Annotated in this window: 8 protein-coding genes; 2 read left to right on the top strand and 6 right to left on the bottom strand. The window is 44.6% G+C overall.

The genetic code is table 11. The annotated features are described in order from the left end of the window. Window positions 1-11 precede the first annotated feature (11 nt). Window positions 12-1748 (top strand): SusD/RagB family nutrient-binding outer membrane lipoprotein, encoded by a 1737-nt coding sequence (locus AAA970_RS19110; protein WP_338238496.1) that lies wholly within the window; start codon window positions 12-14, stop codon window positions 1746-1748. 935 nt (window positions 1749-2683) lie between these two features. On the opposite strand, the gene AAA970_RS19105 is transcribed toward AAA970_RS19110, so the two are convergent. The 6 genes from AAA970_RS19105 to AAA970_RS19080 form a co-directional block, all read right to left on the bottom strand. Then, window positions 2684-3526, bottom strand: a complete 843-nt coding sequence (locus AAA970_RS19105; protein ID WP_338238495.1) for a helix-turn-helix domain-containing protein — start codon at window positions 3524-3526, stop codon at window positions 2684-2686. Between the two features lie 72 nt (window positions 3527-3598). After that, window positions 3599-6616, bottom strand: a complete 3018-nt coding sequence (locus tag AAA970_RS19100) for a GH92 family glycosyl hydrolase (protein WP_338238494.1) — start codon at window positions 6614-6616, stop codon at window positions 3599-3601. Between the two features lie 159 nt (window positions 6617-6775). Further along, window positions 6776-9427, bottom strand: a complete 2652-nt coding sequence (locus AAA970_RS19095) for a glycoside hydrolase family 3 N-terminal domain-containing protein (protein WP_338238493.1) — start codon at window positions 9425-9427, stop codon at window positions 6776-6778. Window positions 9428-9749: 322 nt separating this feature from the next. Continuing rightward, window positions 9750-12023 carry a GH92 family glycosyl hydrolase gene (locus tag AAA970_RS19090; protein WP_338238492.1) on the bottom strand — a complete coding sequence of 758 codons (2274 nt, stop codon included), beginning with the start codon at window positions 12021-12023 and terminating at the stop codon, window positions 9750-9752. Between the two features lie 224 nt (window positions 12024-12247). Continuing rightward, a complete protein-coding gene (locus AAA970_RS19085; RefSeq protein ID WP_338238491.1) occupies window positions 12248-13849 on the bottom strand; it encodes a SusD/RagB family nutrient-binding outer membrane lipoprotein in 1602 nt (533 codons plus the stop codon). Between the two features lie 12 nt (window positions 13850-13861). Further along, window positions 13862-16936, bottom strand: coding sequence for a SusC/RagA family TonB-linked outer membrane protein (locus AAA970_RS19080; protein WP_338238490.1), 3075 nt, complete (start codon window positions 16934-16936; stop codon window positions 13862-13864). A 405-nt stretch (window positions 16937-17341) separates the two neighbouring features. Here AAA970_RS19080 and AAA970_RS19075 point away from each other — a divergent pair, with 405 nt between their 5' ends. After that, window positions 17342-19864: an AfsR/SARP family transcriptional regulator gene (locus tag AAA970_RS19075; RefSeq protein WP_338238489.1), complete on the top strand. Its 2523-nt coding sequence runs from the start codon at window positions 17342-17344 to the stop codon at window positions 19862-19864. Window positions 19865-20313 lie beyond the last annotated feature (449 nt).

The following is a 20313-nucleotide window of genomic DNA, read 5'->3' as shown; positions in this document are numbered from 1 at the left end:
ATTCGGAAACAATGAAATTCAATAATAAAATAAAAACCATATTGGTTGCTGCGGGCCTTTCACTGTCCGCTTGTACCAATCACTTTGACGAATTAAATCAGGATCCTAACCGTCCGGGCACCATTGAACCCGGACAGCAATTCGGCTGGAGTATTGCCAAAACTGCCGGCGACTCCTATGAAAACTGGAGATCTAACCTGATCTATGCCTCCCTGTTCACGCAGCAGTTGGCCGGAACCTCCACCTCCTGGTCCGGAAACTACTACACGCTGAATTCTGGCTATAACAACTCCTTCTGGGAACGTAACTTCGGGCACCCGGTTCGTAACATTGAACAGCTGATCTTCGATTTGAAAAAATTGCAGGCTGAGCAAGCCGAGGACGGCAATGCGGATCGTCAGGAAGACCGCCTGGCAATGGCAGACGTCTGGAAAGTGTTCATTTACCATCGCCTGACAGATCTTTATGGCCCGGTACCCTTCAATGAGGCGGGTCGAGCGGTAACCGAAGGGATCACCTCTCCACGATATGAGTCTGAGCGAGACATCTATTTGGGCACAGATGAAAATGAAGGTTTATTAGAAATTCTGGAACGAGCGGCGATCACCTTAAAGGAATCAGATCCCGGCAGAGATAATTTCGGAAATGCAGATATCATCTTCCAGAGCAATATCAACAAATGGGAAAAATTTGCCAATTCCATGATCCTGCGTTTGGCCATGCGTATTTCCAATCAGGAGGAGAACACTGCCAAAGAATACATCACCCGTGCTATTGAGCGTGGGGTAATGCAAGGCAATGACGATACCGCTTTTATCACCCATGAAAATGGGGGTGATCCATACGGAATTACCAACAATGGGGTATCACAGGTATTCCTTGAAAACGGTGGCGTTTCCGGACACCACTTCCGTTTTTCCGATCACTATATGAATGTATTGAAAGATTACAATGCAGGAGCAATCGATCCACGGCTGACTTATTTGACCCGTGTGTACCAATCGGTAACAGATAACGAGGGAAATACCACTATTCACGAATTTGATTTTGACGCTGCTGAGCCAAATTCCTATATGGGATTGAAAAATGGACTGGAGTCTGATCAGGCAAGAGATTTAGCAAAAGAAGCCGGTTTTGACGATATCTATATGAAGGATATTGGTCATATGGGATTCCCTCAACCTAACCAACGATTCATGGTAACCCGTGAAGCACCAACCCTTTTCATGACTTATGCAGAGGTCGCCTTCTTGCAGGCCGAAGCCGCAGTGAAATGGGGAATCGGTGGAGATGCGAACAGCCATTATAAAAATGGGGTGCAGGCCGCAATGGAAATGTTAGACTTGTTTAATCAGGGTGGAACTCTGGTTCCAAGAGGGGACATTCAAGCGTATATGGATCAATTACCGGATTTGGGTACCAATGATTTCTATAGCAGACAATATGGAGGAAGCACGGCCGAAGATCAGCAATTGGACGAAATCCACACCCAAAAATGGATCGCCCTATTGTTCAATGGTTACGAAGCCTATGCAGACTGGAGAAGAACGCATTTACCGTCTTTTGTCACAGACAATCAGGTGAACCACCCACAAGGTTTAACCCAGGGCCGTATCCCCGGTCGTTTAAGATACCCTGAAATTGAGCAGGGAGTGAACGGACCTAACTGGGCACAAGGCGTTCAGATGCTATCCAATGGTCGGGATGATTTCTCCAATGACCTTTGGTGGGCGAAGAAAAGCTTCTAAGTAATAATAAATATTTGTTTTCCCTATCAACGGCCGGCTGTCTCAGTCGGTCGTTTTTTTTGAAACAGGCAGGAGGTGCGCCAAATCCAAATTTGGGCTTATTGAAAATCGGTAAAGCCTATTACATCAAACTAAAAAGAAGTCACTTATACTACTTACCTGTTTGTAGCAGTGAATAATTCGGCTGAATCCGGATTGTTCGTGCTTAAATCCTCCTTTTGCCGCAAAGCGAAAAAAATGGCATGGATTCCTATTTCGATTTTTTTCCAAGGCATCCGATGAATAAGGAGAAAGGCTGGTGGTCAAGCCATAAGGATTGGGCATGCCATAATAATCAGTTGGGGTGATTATTGAAGTGGAATCCGGGAACGGAAATTCCGTGGACTTAGTCGTAGTCGCCGCGGTGATTTCTACTGGACTGTTTGATGCAGCGTGCGAAGACTACGACTAGTGGAGGCTTAAATACTATCCCTTCTGAAATAGAAGCTTGGGCTGCTTCTTCTGAAATCATTTCGGTTTTGATCTCTATGAAACTAGATTCGGTTGACTTTTCGCCCTCTTACTCTATGCTCCATGCGGCTAACCACCCACTGAAAGACCCTGAAGGGATTCCATTTTTTCTACAGTAATCTGCCTGACTCACCCCTCTCATCTCCTATTTTCTGATATGAGCCTCTTTTACTGCCTTTGTTTTCCTGATCTTTTTTAGAGCAAAGGTATGTGATGGGGAGGTTGGAGGAAACAGTGGTTAGCTGAAGGGATACAAACAGAAAGGTATTCTCATTATTTCGTGATTTTGCCCATGCAGCAGATGAATGAGGCAAAAGCAAACTTGCCCAAATTTGGGCTATTATAAATCAAAGAAACCAATTTTTAATGAACTGAAAATAAGCCGATTGCGCTTACACAATGAATTTAGCGGTGAATAATTCGGGTTAAAACACCTTATGGTGCTTCTCCCTATACTCCAAAGGCGTCAGGCCAAACTGCTTTTTGAACAATCGGAAAAAGTAGCTGTGATTATGAAAACCCGCTTCGGTATAAATGGCCTTCAGGGGGGCATTGGTCATGACGAGTTGCCGGGAGACATAATTCATCCGCTCGACATTGATCATTTCGGTCAGGGTTTTCTGATAACAGGTTTTCATCATCCTGTTGACATGGTCTCCGGACCGCTGACAAAGGGCTAGAAAGCCTTCCTGCCCGGCCTGCAAATTCACAGGGAATCGAAATTGCTCCAGAGCCGCGGACAGCCAGGCCGGTATACTGGCCTTTTCCTCCTGCGCATAATTCATCCGGTCAAAAAGATGGAGCATGAATAAGTCCAGATTCATCAGCCCTTTGGTTTGCCCGAGCAAAATATCCACCCGTTTGATCAGCGATTGCAGGACATCCGCTTCCAGTTTTCCATGAAAAGGTGGTTGATCCTCTGCTTTCCAATAAAAGTCGCTATCAGAGAAATAGCGCTGCCGGTATTGTTGAACGGTTTCCCAACGCAGGGCAAGATTCGTAATCACCAGCCCTTTGGCCCTGCTTCCTTTAAAGGTATGCTGATCTTGCGGACGAATAAAACAAAAGGAACCTTTTTCAATGGGCTGTTCTGCCCCATTGATATAATGCCAACCATTTCCCGAGGAAACATAAAAGAATTCTGCATAATCATGGGCATGCAATTGCAAATCCCCTTCCGCTCCAATAGCAGTACGGGCAATATGGAAATGCTCCTCAGGACTGTTTATAAAAGTCGAAAACTTAAAAATCTTAGCGGCATTGAACATGGAATGTGTTCTTTTTCTAAAAATAGAAAAAGGGAGTTGAAACTCCCTCTTTCCCAGTATTGAATTAACAGATTAATTGACATAAATCTCATCCAGAAAGACAAATGGATACTTTCCGGTGCCCCCATGCCATGTGGGTAGAGGTCCATAGTTTTCCACCACTACCTTGACATATCTGGCTTTTTGCTTGGAAAATTTCAAATCATGCTGTAATCTTTTTACTTCATGTGCGGGTAATGGATTCAGGGTTTTGGTGGCCACCAGTGCCATATTTTCTCCATTTCCGATATAGATTTTCACGGATTTAGGTGGAAAAATCCAAACACCGGTATTGGTCAGGGTTCCTAAACTCACTTCCGTTAAGGAAAGTTCTTCTCCCAAATCAATGAGGGCCACAAAATCATCTTTCGTAAAACCTGTCCAAAGCCCATCGGCAAACACGGGCGTTCCACGCTTTCCGTTAATCAGATTCAGCCCCTGCTCATCACCATAACTGTCCACTTTCGCTCCCAGCAGCGTGATTTTCGGATAGCCGGCTGCCAGGCCTGCTGATTTGGACTGAATGTAATCTCTTTCAAATACTTTTGATGCTAATTTTCCGGTTTCAAAAGCACGTGCTTTTAAAGTGGCACTGCACGTCAGCTTAATCGGCTTCTTGTACAAGGCGGCATTTTCCGTAGGCTCCGTACCATCCAGGGTATAACGGATCTCTGCTTTATCGCTGTTTACATTTAAGTCTACCAAAAGGCTTTTCGCAAAGAATTGTTTTTCCTGCTGGCTGAAAGGCATATAGGTTACTTTCATTTCCTGCTCCACCAAATCTTCTGCATTTACCCACTTCATTGGAAGGTCTGCCTCTTGTGTTCCGAATAGGGTTGGCTTATCCGTCATTTCATACACCAACTCTCCTCCATTCATGATATCTTCATGACGAATAAAAGTCTTCGTATAAGGCTTCCCATTCAAACTCAGGGATTTGATATAAATATTATTTTTAGCAATATTATTCGCCTTCATTCGGAAGGTTTTGCCATTCTCCAACTTAAGCTCCGCGGATTTCAACTTCGGACTGCCGAATACATACTGTAAATCTCCGGGACATACCGGATAGAATCCCATGGCGGAAAAAATGTACCAGGCTGACATTTGCCCCAGATCCTCATTGTTAATCAAACCATCCGGTTGAGCGGTATAAAACTCCTCCATCACCTGATGCACCATTTCCTGGGTTTTCCATGGCTTTCCGGCATAGGTGTACAAATAAGGCATGTGGTGAGAAGGCTCATCACCATGTCCGTACTTTCCGATAAAGCCGGAAATGTCTACATGTTGCTCGCCCACAATTTCCGTGGTATCCTGAAAGATCATATCCAGAAACTGCTCAAATTTATCCGGACCACCATGCATGGCCATCAAAGCGGATACATCATGTGGGGCGTAAGTGGAATATCCCCAAATATTACCAGAAACGTAGTTTTTAATGATATCATCCCAGATGGTCAGATTCTGAGGCTGGGAAATTCCATCACTCTTTTTAGGTAACAAATAGCCCGTATTTTCATCATACAGATGGCGGTAACCCAAAGCCCGTTCCCCGAAAAGCCGGGCATCTTCCGCTTTGCCCAATTGCTTCGCTACCTGTGCCAGACACCAGTCAAAATAGTTATTCTCCACCGTTTTGGATACTGAACACCCGATTTCTCCCGGGACAAAGTTAATCTTCTTATAGTCCGGCATCCCGTTTACATCATAGTTCGGGCTGTGCTTGCCTTCATCCATTGCGGCCATTTTCATTGCTTCATAAGCCTCCTCAATATTAATGCCCGGGATGTTTTTCAAAATGGCATCCGCCATGGGCGAAACGGAATTGTAACCAATCATACAGACGTTATCAAAACCCAGACACTCCCACTTTGGAAGCACCACATTTGAAACACTGGTACGAGAAGACAGAGAATTCACCATTTCAGCAGAGCGTTCCTGCTCAATAATCGTAAACAAGGGATGCAAAGCACGGTAAGTATCCCAGGTAGAATAATTACTGTATTGCGGGATATCGGTCTTATATTTTTTACCCTCTACTATATATTCTCCGGTTACATCACTAATGATATTTGGAGAAATAAAAGCGTGATACAAGGCAGTGAAGAATACCGTTTTGTCCTCCTCTTCCACAACATCAACCTCAATGCTACCCAATTGCTTCTTCCATAATGCCTGCGTTGCGGCCAATGCCTGATCGAATTGTAGGTCCTGAGCTTCCGCCATAAAGTTAGCCTCTGCTCCTTCATAACTCACATTGGAGATCGCCACCTTCACCGAAAGCTGCGCTCCTGCTTCCAGATCATTAAAAGAAGCAACCGCTCTGATATCTTCCCCATTAGCTTTAGTATCGGAAATCCATTGTCCGTCGCGGCTTAATTTCAAGGCTGAAAGTGGCCTGGAAAATTCCGCATAGAAATACACTTTTCGGCGTCCGCCTTCTCCTTCCGATTCTTTCAAACCACGAATGGTTGTAGAGGAAAGCTGTTCAATTTCAGTATCAAAAATGGTTTCCATGATGTGGTGAGTCGGGTCAATAACCACATGAGCCGTCCCCGCATTTTGGAAAGTATAGCGGTGAAAGCCCACACGCGGACTGGTGGTTAACTCCACATTAATGTCATAATCCAGCAATTCCACCTGATAATAACCTGCTGCAGCAGACTCCTTATCATGGGTAAAACGGGAACGATAGCCACTTTCCGGATTTTCTTCCGTGCCCGGATTGGTGGTGGCTTCCCCGGTCATGGGCATCATCAGAATATCTCCCAGAGCGGCCAGCCCTGCGCCTGAAATATGAGTATGGGCAAAACCTTTCAGTACCTCATCAGAATAGTGATAACCACTGCACCAGTTCCAGGATTTAAAATCATTGGAGGGACTCAATTGCACCATACCAAAAGGGGTGGTAGCCCCCGGGAAAGTATGGCCGATCCCATCGGTTCCTATCATCGGATCGACATAATCCAGCACGGAATCAGAGGCCGGTTTAAAAGCTCCGAAGACCACAAGGATTAACAAATAAAACCCTGTATTTAATAATCTCATTTTCTTCATCTCAAAGTTTACAAGAAGACTGCGTCCGCCTTGGGAGAAGCTGACGCAAGTCGTCTTAAGTATTATTCCTTTTCCGAACCGCTATACGGCTGCCGGAAACATTGAAAGAATGCCATACTACCCTGATATCCTTATCCAAAAAAGGGAATCTTAGCGCACCTCAAATGTTTTCTCCAGGCGGATATCTTCTGAAGAAGCTCCGATCATAATTTTAAAGGTACCCGGTTCCACTACGCGCTGCATCTGACGATTCATCAGACACAGGTCTTCATCCGTCAGCTCAAAGGTGACCGTCTTACTGCTGCCGGCCGGTAAATGCACGCGTTGGAATTTACGCAGCTTTTTCCCCGGAGTGGCTACAGAACTCACCTCATCCCGTACATATAACTGGACAATTTCTTCTCCGTCTGTTTTGGAGGTATTTTTTACATTAAAAGTAACCATCTGCTTTTCGCCCTTATTCAATTTAGTTTTTCCAAACTGAAGGTCAGTATATTCATAAGTACTGTAGCTCAGGCCATGGCCAAATGGAAACAAGGGTTGATTACTGCCATCCACATATCCTCCGGCCGAAGAGATTTTTTTATTGTAGTAAACCGGCAATTGTCCCACATGGCGCGCCACGGTGATGGGCAATTTACCCGAAGGGTTCACTTCTCCGGTCAGGATTTCTTTAATGGCCTGTCCCTGTTTTTCCCCCACATACCAGGTCTCCAAAACGGCATCCAAATGGGGTAATTCGTCCGTAATCGCCAATGGGCGGCCGTTTTGCAATACCAAAACCAGAGGCGTTCCCAAAGCCTGCACTTCACGGATCAGTCGTTTGGAGTTGGCGTTCAGCTGCAGATCCAGCCGGTCTTTACCTTCCCCTACTTCATCCTCACTTTCGCCCAACATCAAAATGGCTACATCAGCCTGCTTCACTGCTTTTACCGCAGCCGCATACATGGTTTCCGATTTTTTCACCGTTGGCGTAATCTGACATTTAAATTTCACTCCGGCGTAATGATCCAATTCAGCAAATTCCAGACGGAAGGCATAACGTTTGCCACGCTGTAATTGCACGGAATGACTTCCCCACTGATTTTTTTGCTCCGGCCCCCATTGATCAATCAATGTTTCTTCCTCTAAAATAAAGCGGGCGTAATCATCTGCTACCAGGGAGAAATCATAAAGTCCGGAAATTTCCGGCTCAATATAGCCGGACCAGCGCACGGAGAAATTATCCGGCTGAATACCCCCTGCCGGTGATAAGTTGTGCCAGTAGTTGGACAGCTTTTTCTCTACCTGACTGAAAGAAGGTTTGCCTTCCAGCTTTTCATTGTTAAAATACTCTGCCAATACCCCTTCCTGCCCATCAGGGGTACGCAAAATCGCTTTTCGCAATTCTTCCTTCGCATTGGCAGGAGTGGAAATAGGTAAATAATTCACCTCAAAATCCGACTCTTCCAGGGCTTCCAGCAAGGATACACCTTCAACTTTTTTAGGAGAATACCCACCAAGATTGGCTTCCTCGGCCATTTCACCAATCAAAGCAATTTTCTTTTTCGATGGATCCAGTGGCAAAATGCTGTTATCGTTTTTCAACATAATGATGGACTTGCGCGCCGTTTCCAGGGCCAGCTGCTGACTTTCTTCCGTATGATAACGCTTCGCCATCAGACTTTCATCCATATAAGGGTTTTCGAAAAGCCCCAATTCAAATTTCAAATACAGTACATCAAATACCGCACGATCCAGTTCGTCCATAGTAAAACTACCTTCTTCTAATGCCTCCAGTATACTTTCCATGAACACCTCATGACTGTAATCATAGAACTGCATATTCATTCCGGCTTTCAAAGAAGTAATGATGGCTTCTTTAGGATTTGCGGCAGTACGATGGGCATTTTCCTGCTTGGCAATGGCCCCCAAATCAGAAATCACCATTCCCTTGAATCCCCATTCATCGCGAAGGATACCGGTGAGTAAACGCTCATCGCCGGCGGCAGGAACGCCATCCCACTCATGATAAGCGGCCATGATCCCTAAAGCCCCCCCTTCTTTCACGGCTCTTTCGAAAACATATAAGAAATTCTCTCTTGCTTCTCGCTCCGAAACGTTGATGGAGGCGGTATTATAACCGGATTCCGGCACAGAATGTACCCCGAAGTGCTTTGGCTCCGCAATCACAGCATCATCTCTCTTGATATCGCCTTTCTGGAATCCTTTCACATAAGCCACCCCGTTCTGAGCCGCCAGATAAGGATCCTCTCCATAGGTCTCTTCCACCCGACCCCAGCGAGGCTCACGGCCAATGCCTAAGGTAGGGGCCAACAACAGATGCACCCCTACAGAACGGGCTTCTGTACCCACAACCTTTCCCACTTCTTCTACCATGGCATCATCCCACATACTGGCCAATCCCAGGGAAACCGGAAAAGCCGTTGACTTTTCGCCCTGATAGCCGTGAAGGCCTTCTTCAATGAAAATTGTCGGAATACCCAGGCGGGTATTTTCCACAAAAAAACGCTGAAGTTCATTGGATTCTTTCGCCGAATTTGGATAGAAATCATGGATAGAACCCGGGCTCATGCCATTCAGGGTCGCCATGGCCATTTCCTTTTCCAGCTTTCCATTATCAATAATACCATTGCAGGAATACATGTCCAGCTGCATTACTTTTTCCTCCACCGTCATCCGACTCAGAAGATCTTTTGTTCGCTCCTCGGAAGTGCGATCAGGATTTTGGTAAAGGGGACTATTTTCATTGGCACAACCATAGCAAAAAACCATGGCGAGCAGGAGGACTCTCTTGAGCATAATCGTATAAAAAAATATAGAAAAAATGACTTAATATGGGGGAGATAAGAGCTTGTATTAAAGCCAAAATCCGCAGCGAAAATTTCATTTTTGCAGAAGCGAAACCCGATTATTCTGAGCGAATGGCATCGCTATTGTTGAGAAATTATCCAAAATCGCTTCAAATAATTCGAATTTGCAGCCGGATGGTGTGCTTTTAAACACGCTCTAAAGCTTCCCGGCAGGGAAAATTGTTGGGGAATATGGTGAGGGCGTGTAATTCCGGTCCCATTTATTTTAAAAAATCAGACCGGAATGAACACCCGCTTTTTCTCGACCAATGTTATCGTGCTTCCGGTGCTACCGGACGATTTCCTTCTGCCTTACCAAACTTTTTATTCGGCTTGGCGCTCATTTCGAATTCCAAAAGGCCACCGGCCTGAATCTCAGCCGCGGTGATATAGGAACGATTCAAAGGCTTGCCATTCAATTTCACCGACTGCACATAGACATGGGATGCGCCCTGATTGTGCGCCTTCATGGTAAAGGTTTTACCATTCCCCAATTGCATGCTTACTTCTTCAAATAATGGCGATCCTAAAACAAACTGCTCGTCTCCGGGACAGGAAGGATAAAAACCCATGGCAGAGAAAATATACCAGGCCGACATCTGACCGCAGTCCTCATTATTCGGCATACCATCCACTTTGTCGGTATACATTTCCTCCATAATGCGACGAACCATGGCCTGTGTTTTATAAGGCTGGCCGGCATAGTTATATAAATAAGCATTCGCATGGCCCGGCTCATCTCCGTGTGCATAGCCTCCGATAAAGCCGGAAATATCCACATGCTCTTCGCCTTCCATGTTCAGTTCTTCTGTGAACAACTTATCCAAATGCTTCTGAAAAGACTTCACTCCACCCTTTAATGCCATCAAACCGTTGACATCATGTGGCACAAAATACTCATAAGCCCAAAGGTTTCCGGACACCCAATGCGGCTGCAATTCATGCCAGTCACTCATATTAATATCCCCGAACCAACTGCCATCGGCATTGCGTGGCCAGAACATTTCGCGCTCAGCATTAAATACATTCTTATAATTCTGTGCCCGCTTGCTGAAAGTTTTATAATCTTCCTCTTTCCCCAATTGCTTAGCCAGTTGCGCTATGCACCAATCCGCATAGGCATATTCCAAAGTCTTTGCCACATTTTTCGGGATATCTGCCGGCACATAGCCCAACTCCTTATATTCTTCCAGGCCTCCCTCGCCATCTGAACTGGAATCTTTATTCGTATTCGCAATATCTTTCATGGCCGCAAAAGCCTCTTCCTTATCAATGCCCGGTACGCCCTTCATGATAGCATCATACAATACCGGAACGGCAGGGTAACCAATCATACAGGTGTTATCAAATCCACAAAGTTCCCATAGCGGCAAATGATCATCAGCATCCCGGTGACGGGCAATCAAAGACTGCATAATGTCTGTGGACAATTCCGGCTCCATCATATGCATCAAAGGCTGGGTAGCGCGGAAGGTATCCCAAAAAGAGAAGGAAGAATAATTTTCAAAACCTTCTGCTTTCAGTGTTTTACCCACAGCAACATACTCACCGTTAACATCGCTGTTTAAATTCGGCGCAATATAGTTATGATAAATTCCGGTATAAAAAATACGCTTTTGCTCCTCGGTACCGCCTTTCACTTCAAATTTTGAAATTTTCTCTTCCCAATGCTGCTCCGCTTTCGCTAAAGCCTGATCAAAATTCATCTTTTCAGAAGCCAGGTTTTCACGGGCATTTTCCAGGCTTACCGCCGAAATCGCCAGCCGAACTTCCACTGCTTTTCCATCTTCGGTATTGAAGGTAGCAAAGCCTTTGGCATCTTCTGCCGTCAACCAGGATTCAGTGGTGAGCTGATCTCCTGTCGCCACCTGAAAATCCTGAATCGGGCTGGAAAATTCCGCTACAAAGAAAACATAGCGCTTACCTCCCCAACCATTGGAATAACAATATCCGCTTACGGTATGCTCATCTTCCATTTTAACCTGTGTACGGTAGGTCTGACCAAAAATCTTATTGGAAGGATCAATGATTACCCTCGCTTCCTGTGTCTTAGGAAAAGTATACTTATGAAAACCCACACGACGACCGGTCGTCAGTTCCACATTCACCTCATAATCATCCAGCATCACCTGGTAATACCCTGGTGTTGCTTTTTCTCTATCATGAGAAAAAACGGACCGCCAACCCTGTTCGGGATTTTCCAAAGTTCCCGGTTGTGTTTGAATTTCACCGACAACCGGCATTAACAAAATATCTCCCAGGTCGGACCAGCCGGTGCCTGAAAGGTGGGTATGCGAAAATCCTTTCAGGGAAGTATTACTATAATGGTAGCCGGAACACCAGTTCCAGCCATTAGTATCTCCATCAGGACTCAGCTGAATCATACCATTGGGAACCGTAGCTCCCGGGAAGGTATGTACAATGCCACCGGTCCCGATCATCGGATCCACATGTTTCAAAGGACTATCCTTCTGCCCCTCCGCCTTCAGCGAAGAAGTCCAACCCAGACAACAAAAAACAACAAGCGTTAAAAAATTCCGAAACATATTATAAAGGATTAATTCTACTTTTCAATTTCACTTCCTACCGGTGGTGATTTAATCTTAAAGATGTGCTTCACCGATAATTTTACAACACACAGGTAGCCGTACAATCGGGTTACATTTTAAAAAATTCCCAATTTTTCGAAAATTTCACTATTAAAACGCAAAAAGCAGCCCTATTAAAGCGCTGCCTTTCGATTCATTTCAAATTATAAAACCAGGCGGAATCAATCCACATCCCACCAAACGCGCACATGAATCCCATCTCCCTGCCCCTGATTATTGGCTGGGTTCAATGCATTCTCCGCATTAATGGTGATCTCCGATTCCGTATAGGGTAACTTCTTAATAAAGCCATCGCCCAAATCCACTCCGGAATCATCCTGAACAATTTTGTTCATTATCGGGAAACCGGTACGGCGATATTCCGCCCAACCTTCACAGCCATCCGGATAGACGGCCAGCCATTTCTGCGTTTGAATACGCTCCATTTCGTTTCCGGCAAAAGGCGACAGCCCACTGATATACGCCTCCATATCCAGCTGCCCATCTCTGGCGGCAGAAATAAAGGATTGTGACTCAGAAAGACCGGACACATAATCCCAGGAAGCGCGAATTCCCTCTAAATAATTTTCTTCAGCGTTTCCTCCCCAGCCCAGCAATGCGGCTTCGGCTTTCAAAAAACACACCTCTGCATAGGACATGACCATATATCGAGAATTATTGGCGAACATGGGCCCGATATTGGAATTATCCGCAGGATTATTTCCTAATGCCGGCACCTGGTTGGCAGACAAGCCGTTCTCTACCCCTTTATAAAATTCAACATTATACAGATTCCCATCCTGCTCATAGCTGAAGTCTACTAACCTTCCCTGATCATTCAGGTTCTGATATTGGGCAAACTCCTGCGCTGTAAGCTCTTCTTTATCTACCTTATTAAAGTACAAATACATTCGAGGATCAACCGTTGTACTTTCCTGGGTAAAATACTCCTGCATGGTTTTACTCATCCGGAACTCATTCCACCAGGCCACTTCGAAAAGCGGATGACCACGCATATAACTATGCGGATCCGTCATAATACTGGCATTATCTTCATTAGAAGCAAACAACATACGGGACAGGGCCAATGTCCCCCACTTTCTTCCCAATTCCGGATCCACCTTACTTACCCGAATGGCATAGCGCAAAATCAGGGAATTGGCCAGCTTTCTCCATTTCTCCAAATTCCCACCATAGATGACATCCTCTCCGCCATAAGTGGCCTGATCCGGATAATCTCCCAATGCCTGATAGGCAGAATCCAGTCCGGCCAACACACTATTGTAGATAAACTCCTGACTATCATATTGAGGATAATCGAAACCTCTACCTCCTTCAGTATAAGGCATATCCCCGATCTGGTCTGTGGTACGGGCTGATGACAATTCATACTGAATTCTCGCAATCCAGTAATGATTTTCATAACCCTCATACTTTTCTGCATAAGCCTTGATATCCTCATACATGCGGGTAGCTTCCCAGTACTGGGGACGGAAATAACCATAATCCACCCAGCCCAGATTCATGATGTAGCGGCCGGAAGCAAAATAATTGGTGGTATTGGCAAAATACTGCGCATACAAACTGCTGTACAAAGTATAGGCCTGCTGGTAACGGGACCATTCTGCTATGTTTCCATTCACCAACAGGTTTCCTACTGCCATGCCAGGAGGAATTTCCGTGGGCTCCACTGGATTGACATTCATCTCATCGAAGCCATCAGTACAGGAAAGGGTAAAAATCCCCAGGAAAAATAATATCGATTTATTTAAAAAGTTTTTCATCTCGTCGACCAATTAGAATACTACATTCACATTAAATCCAAAGTTTCGGGTGATCGGGTATCCACCCATTTCAATCCCGCGATAACCATCGGTAGGCCCGGCAAAAGCCTCAGGCGAGGTGCCCGGCATATGGTGCATGAAGTAGAAAAGGTTTCTACCTACCGCAGATACTCGTACGGATTGAACGCCCAGGCTTTCAAACCAGGTTTTTGGCAAAGCATAACCAATGGACAACTCTCTCAAAGCCACATAACTGGCATCATAAACAAACTCCGAACCCACCGCATTGGCACCGCCAACATGGTTCCAATACTGTTCGGAAGAGATTTCAACCGTATTAGGCAGACCTGATTCCGCATTTACACCACTCACGACCATCGTCCCGTCACGACCGGCAAGGGTACGTTCTCCATTACCCTGCAAGGTTCCGATGGCATCGGTATAGGAATAAATCTCCCCACCCACGCGGTAATCAATCTGCGCTCGAAAAGAAATATTTTTATAAGCCAGTGAGGTATTCACGGATCCCATAAAATCAGGTTGGATATTCCCGATTACCTCCGGCGTATTTGAAGTTAAAGGCAGTCCGTCATTGCCGATCATCATATTGCCACTTTCATCACGAACGAAGGAACGTGTAGAACGAATATTTCCATAATCTTCGCCTTGTTGCGCCACTATGGTTACCCCGTTTACCGAAGCCATTTCGAAAATATCTACCCCTTCGGCAAGCTCGTTCACATAGGTTCGGTTTTTAGAGAAGTTCACTCCCATATCCCAGCTAAAGTCTCCCTTCTTCAGTAAATTAGCATTCAGCATTAATTCAAAGCCTCTGTTTTCCACATCTCCGGCATTAATAATTTTATGAGAATAACCGGAAGAGGAAGTCATCGGGACCGTCAGAATTTGGTTATAGGTATTGGATTTATAGACCGTAAAATCCAGGTATAACTTATTATTCAAAAATCGCATTTCAGCCCCCAACTCATTGGATATCGTTTCTTCCGGCATTAAACCTTCCAAAGGCATTTGTAAAGGTGCTTCCACAATAGGGCCGCCTGCCCCCTGCTGCACGCGGTAAGTGGCCGCTGTCATATAGGGATCCGTATCATTACCCACCTTTGCCCAGGCACCGCGCACCTTCATATAAGTAATCCAGGAAGGCAAGGTTGTATTGAAATCTTCCAGCATATCACTCACCACCAAAGATGCCGATACAGAAGGATAAAAATAGGATCGGTTTTCAGCCGGCAGCGTGGATGACCAGTCATTTCGGCTGGTCCAGTCGATAAAAGCATAGTTACGGAAGCTGAACTGACCGAAGGCAAATACCGACTGAATTTGCTTTTCATAATAATTCTGGCGATTCACCACAGAAACCGCATTTTGAATAGACCAAAGTCCCGGAACAATCTGGCCAATACCTTCATTCCCCATACCCTGGCGACGCTGGTACATATTATTAGCCCCGACACTGGCGCTTACACCCCAGTCCCCCCATTGCTTATTGGCGTTCAGCATAATGTCGGAATTCATCTCCATTACATTATAGGTATCCAATAAGAACTTCTTATCCGTCATGGTTTCATTGGAAGGCAAATCACGGGTCTCCCGGATTTCGGAATAACTATCCAAACCGGATTTAGCAGAAAGACTTAACCAATCATTGAACTTGTAACCCGCCGAGACCATGCTCAGAAAACGATCTCTGGAAGTATTATTCAAGGTCGCATTGTACTCTTGCCAATAAGGATTAATGTACTGAGAAGAAAGCCCGGACCAATTCAGCTGGTGCCCATAAATCGGGTGAATATAATTGTTTTCAATATCCTTGGTCTGAATGCTTCGTGGCATTTGGACAAACTGATTGACAGTGCCGTTATACCCCTGTGCAGGTACGCCTTCCTCTCTGTGATTAATATAGGTAAACTTACCATTTAAGGTGAATTTCTCCGTTTTCAATCCTCCCTGAAAGTCCAGGGAATTTTTATCCAACTCCTGTCCGGGGAAGATTCCATTAGAGCGTTGGTCCATAAAAGAAACACGGAAAGTGGCTAAATCATTCCCTCCGGAAACCGCAATATTGTTGGAAATAGTAGATCCTGTTTTAAAATAATCTTTCCATTGTTCATTGGCCGAATAAGGAGAGGTCAAATTCGGATCTACCCAGCTCTGGATCTGATGACCATCCATCTTGGCACCCCAGCTTCCCATGGCATTGATGTCCGCTACCCCATTGGTTCCCTGACCAAATTCATTCTGCAAATTATAAAAAGAGTGCGCCTGCTCAAACATCACATTGGCATTGTACTCCACTCGAACGCCTTGCTGTGATTTCCCCTTTTTGGTAGTAATAATCACCGCGCCATTTTGCGCACGTGAACCATACAGTGCCGCCGCATTGGGCCCTTTCAAAATAGAAATGCTCTCAATGTCCTCGGGGTTAATATCCGAAACACCTCCATCAGCAATAGATCCACCCCACTCCGGGCCATCATCCGGATTGGACAACTGCCCCATGGACTGACTATTAATCGGTACACCATCCACTACCCACAGCGGTTCGTTATTACCAGAAATAGAACTGGATCCACGAACCCGCACTGATATCGAGCCACCCATCCCTCCGGAAGGACTCACCTGTACCCCGGCAACCTTACCGGCCAGATTGGCCCCAACGTTGGTGGTTCGGGTATCAGTCAGTTCACTCGACTTCACTTCCTGCACCGAATAACCAATCGCCTTTTTTTCTTTTTCAATACCAAAAGCGGTGACCACTACTTCTTCCAGCTCTTCCACATCCTGCTGCAGTGCCATCTCATAATGAGACTGCCCATCCACTACGAGCATGCCGTCTTTATAACCAATAAAAGAAAACTGCAGGGTATCGCCCGGCTCTGCGGAGAGATTAAAGGCTCCTGAAAAATCAGAAATAGTTCCTCGCGTGGTTCCTTTAATCGCAATATTTACTCCCGGAATAGGGGATTGATCACCTGCATCAATCACCTTTCCATCAATAGTCTGCCCAAAAGATTGGGCTGCTGTGAGGAGTACCATCCCCACAAAAAATGATAAATGTTTAAGCATAATCAGAAAAATGTGTACAAAAAAATAGACTCTGCATATAGCCGATCGCTATATCTTTGACACAATGCTAGGGGTGCCGCCTAACAAATCCGCAACAATCTGACATACACGATGGGTTACACTAATGATTTTTGGGTTAATTTTTAAAAAAAACACCATCTGCCTACATTTTTAGGTCGTAATATTTAAAATTTATCAATACAGCTTGCTTTGGTATTTCATTTAGGAATAGGAACGCACCTGCTTTTCTTAGGAGGAAAAAAATCCAAAATCTCCTTGTCAAGGACCCGAATTATCCGAAAATATTTTTCCGCTTTTAGGTAAAATAGTTAAAATTGCAAGCATTAAGCGCTGCCCTTATTTTCTGTCAGCCCCAACTATTTTTTATTTATCTTTTTTGAGTAAATGCCCAGAGTTTTAATACTTCTATTTCTCACCTTTATCAATCTTGACATTTTTGCGAATGGAGCTAGCACCTCCACGGGAATTTTTTTTGAAAATTCCGCTTTAGCTCGCCAAAATTCCTCCCGCTTAGGCATTCCTTCGAATGGAAACATTAGGCTGGAAGGGGATTTTAAGCTTTCTTTTGATCTTGATCCCTATGCCACGGAGCTCATGGGCCATATCATGCGGACCATTGTAAACGATGCTCATACCCTTGACCTCATTTACGACCCCATGGATCAGGAGTGTGATGCTCAACTATTACTAATATGGGATGGAGAAATCGTATTATCTAAAGTGCCGATTGCTTTTAACCACCAAAAACAATTAGGATGGCAATCTGTCTCGATCCAATATCAGGAAGATAAAATCTCTTTTGAGATGGGAGAACAAAAGTGGACCAAAGCACTGTCTCTCCCAAAAGGAAGCGCCATATCCCTCAATTTTGGGGCTTGCAAAAAAGAAGGCTTTGGGCTTAGGGACATCCCCTCCTTTGCCCTTAGAAATATTGCACTTTGGAATGGAAAGCATCATTATTCCTGGCCACTTAATCAGTCCAAAGGCAGTGTCATAATGGAGGCTCATGGCCGCTTGGAAGGATATATCGAACATCCACATTGGCAAGCTCAAGAGCATCACTATTGGGAAAAAAAGTGGGAATTAAGCACTTCTTTTCATCCGGCCATTATTTTTAACCAAAAGGGAGAATACATTCAGATCCTGGACCAGTTCAGCAGCAAAAAAATCCCCCTAAAAACCGAAAAATTAGAAGAAAAGCCACTTCACCTATACAGTCCAAACACTCCCATTCTCCATGCCTTCCAAAAAGAAAATGAAATGCTCTTTTGGGATGCGAGGGGTGCCATACCTCAGGTATTTGACAGTCTGAAGTCTGATTTTCAGCTCCAAAATGACGGGCCCATGGATTTTTGGCACAGGAATTATCTTTATCATGAACCTACAGATCAAATCCTTGCCCTGAATGGCTACGGAGTTTACAAATTCCGCCATTTTCCGCAGGTATTTGATGAGGGACAATGGCATGACATCAACCTTCAGGGAGATACCATGACCCCACGCTATTTAATGGCCATGGGTATGTCGAATGAAAACGAAGCCCTCCTTTTTGGAGGAATGGGCAATAGCTCCGGAGCGCAATCCATGGGATCTAAAACTTATCATGACCTCTGGAAGCTTAATCTTAAAGAGCGCAGCTTAGAGCGATTATGGAATATTGATCTCCATAAAACAGAATACTTGCCCTCCAGAGAATTAATTGTGGAAGAGGGAGGGGATTCATTTTATACCTTGCTGCATCCGGCGCATCAATTCAATACCGGAGTGGTGCTGGCCGAAATCTCTATCAAGACCGGCAGTGTCAAATGGGTAAGTGATACCATTCCCACTCCATATCGGGATGTTAACACCCAAATTCATCTGTTTCAACAAAAAAGCACTAAAAACTTCTATGCTTGCGTCTCCCATGGGGATTATGAGCAAAACCAATCATTGCTGAGCATTTATGAATTAAAGGGCCCTCCCATTTCTTTGGCAAAACTCCAGGATATGAATCAACGCCACCTTATCCTAAATACTTTGCCCAAAGTAGGTTATTTTGTAGCCGGCGGCCTGCTCTTTCTTTTACTCAGTATGGGTGGGTTTTTAATCTATCGAAATAAGAAAAAAGACTTGCCAAAAGCAAAGCCCTTTAATGCTCAAAAAATCAAGCATTATGAAAGCCTAATTACAAAACCACTTGAACCCCAGGCCAATTCGCTCTATCTTTTCAATGAGTTTCAACTATATGATCGTGAAGGAAATGAGATCAGTAATTTGATTACGGAGAAACTGCGACAGCTCTTTTGCATCATATTATTTTATCCGCACTTGCAGGGGCGCGCCGTACATAGTAACGAATTAGCCGAATTACTATGGCCGGGCACTGCCAGGGAAAAAACGAAGAACAACCGCTCCATTAGTGTGCGTAGGCTTCGCCTGATTTTAGAAAAATGCGAGGGTATTTCTATTGAGCATGATAATGGAGATTGGCGAGTGAAAATGGAGAAGGATTTTTATTGTGATTATCAGGAATTTCTCAACTATCAGGATCAGCTAAAATTTCAGGATGGCATTGGAGAGGCGGAATTCAAAGCATTTTTTGCCATAGTGGCCAGTGGAAAATTAGTGCAGGGGCTAAGAATTGAATGGCTGGAAGACTCCATCGGTCAGCTTAAATCCGAGACCATAGATTTCCTGGTACGCTACGCTGAAAATTGTGAAAACCCGCTGTGGGTGGAAAAAATTACGGATTGCATTTTCAAATTTGATGATCTGGAAGAGCAAGCATTAACCCTGAAAATCAAAGCTCTTTTATTCATGGATAAAACGGTTCAGGCACACCATGAGTATGAAAAGTTCAATAATCAATATTTAAAACTATTTGGGGAGTCTTATAATAAGAGCTTTAAAGAGGTGGTAAAGTAGTTTTTGAAGTATAAACTTTTGCACTTTAGAAACTCATGAAGGGGGGCTTGGCCTTACTACCTCCCCCTCTTTGAATAATTAACCCGAATTATTCCCTGCTAAATTTATCCCCTCGATATAAGTGATTTGTTTTTAGCTCACTATGAATTATTTCTTTGGTTTATAATACCCAAAATTTAAGCAAACTTGCTTTCTCCTCATGCCTCTGCTTTCTTGGAAAAAACAGGAAACTAATCTATCATTATCCCGCCAAACAACTAAACGAGGATTTAAGCATGAAAATCCAGCTTGAAAACGGCTGGAACACTACAAAAACCCCCAAACCTCCACTCCAATGGGTCTAACAGCAAAAAGCCCGGCTATTCAGACCGGGCTCTCAAAATTTTACTAAAATTGAAGATGGAAATATTCAATCGCTCATTGAACATTCCGCCCGCTTGCCTGCAAGC

The sequence above is a fragment of the Persicobacter diffluens genome (genome assembly GCF_036244895.1).
In the GTDB taxonomy this organism is placed as follows: Bacteria; Bacteroidota; Bacteroidia; order Cytophagales; family Cyclobacteriaceae; genus Persicobacter; species Persicobacter diffluens.
Note: the sequence above shows the minus strand (reverse complement) of the source record. Positions and strands in the feature narration are given on the sequence as shown.